The 1400-nt window shown below is 73.4% G+C and carries 3 protein-coding genes; all 3 read right to left on the reverse strand.

Annotated elements, in window-relative coordinates:
* Nucleotides 1-641 (reverse strand): DUF1990 family protein (locus tag H5J29_RS32665; protein ID WP_181784753.1); only part of this gene is annotated, 641 nt, incomplete at its 3' end.
* An 87-nt stretch (nucleotides 642-728) separates the two neighbouring features.
* Nucleotides 729-1049 (reverse strand): STAS domain-containing protein, encoded by a 321-nt coding sequence (locus H5J29_RS32670; RefSeq protein WP_181784754.1) that lies wholly within the window; start codon nucleotides 1047-1049, stop codon nucleotides 729-731.
* Nucleotides 1046-1400 (reverse strand): ATP-binding protein (locus H5J29_RS32675; RefSeq protein ID WP_181784755.1); only part of this gene is annotated, 355 nt, incomplete at its 5' end. The genes H5J29_RS32670 and H5J29_RS32675, both read right to left, overlap by 4 nt.

A 1400-nucleotide genomic window follows, 5' to 3' on the forward strand; every position in this document is an offset into this window, starting at 1 on the left:
CTCTGCACCAGGACCTGCAGCCTGCGCAGCGCGTTGCGGTAGAACCGCAGCTGCGTGTGCCGCGCGAACACGCTGAAGCCGATCCGGTAGACGGGATTGGCGATCGGCGCCTTGCGCGAGTAGGCGATGATCCGGAACTCGACGCGGCCGGTGTCCAGCTCCTTGGCGACCTCGTAGGTCAGCCGTCCCTCCTCGATGTGCCCCTCGAGGGTCTGGTAGCTCCAGCCCTTCCGCTGCTCGGGGCCGTTGGCGCCCGCGCCGCGCTCGTCGAGCCGGTCGGTGATCCGCACGCCCATCAGGAACCGGAAGACCAGGAACCGGCCCTCCAGCACCATCACCCGCCCCAGGAGCCCACCGGTCGCTCGGTACGCGGCCTGCAGGATCCTCGGGTCGCTGAACTCGTAGCTGTCGACCATGGCGACCGCACGCTCGAACAGCCCGCCCGGCTGCGGCTCCCCCGCGGGCTCGTCGCCGAGGTGGACCGTCTGCCGGTCCTGGTGCCAGCCCTCCACCGCGTGCGGCGGCGCCGCGGCCTCGTCGTAGTTGACCCCGCGCTCGGTCAGCTCGTCGAGCAGCCGGGCGACGGCGTCGGCACGCCGGGCGGCGGGGGGGCGGTTCGGAGCCTTGCGGTTGATGGCCACGTCTCCTGATACCCGTCCTGGCGGTCGTGACCCGGTCGATCGGCCCCCGGCGGCGAACCGACCGGTCCCGGCGACCTTCCGGCCGAGTCAGCGGTGGAGGTCGACGACCGATCCCAGCCCGGACAGCTCGACCGCCTTGCGGATCGGCGAGCCCGCGGGCACGGTCATCTCGAGCCGAACCTGCAGCAGGGCGAGCCGGTCCGCCAGGGCGAAGAGCACCCGCAGGCCCGCGCTGTCGAGGTACTCCACCTCGGTGCAGTCCAGCGACACGGACACCGCCTTGTTCGTGACGGCCGCGGCGAGCTGCTGCTCGACCGTCCTCGCGTTGTCCAGGTCGATCTCGCCCTCGAGGTGCACCAGCACCTGCCCCGGCACGTCCTCCCGCACACGCACGTTCGCGCTGGTCATCCCTGCTCCCCCGCCAGTGTCCTGGTCAGCCGCACCGTGGTGCCGCCGAGGTCGCGGCCCACCCGGACCGCGTCGACCAGCCCGTGCATCAGCGGGAGCCCGCGGCCGCGGTTGGCACCCCGGGCCTCCCGCCAGTCCCCCTCGTCCCGCACGGTGATCGACACCGTGCCGTCGTCCTCCGCGAGCCGGACCTCCAACACGCCGCCCGCGGGCCCGTAGGCGTGCTCGACGACGTTGGCCGCGGCCTCGCCCGCCGCCAGCACGAGATCGGCGACCTCGTCCTCGGTGGCGCCGACCGCTCGGAGGAACTCGCGCACCGCACGGCGGACCGGCCGCAGCGAGCGCGGCAGG

The sequence above is a fragment of the Pseudonocardia pini genome, assembly GCF_013870575.1.
GTDB lineage: Bacteria > Actinomycetota > Actinomycetes > Mycobacteriales > Pseudonocardiaceae > Pseudonocardia > Pseudonocardia pini.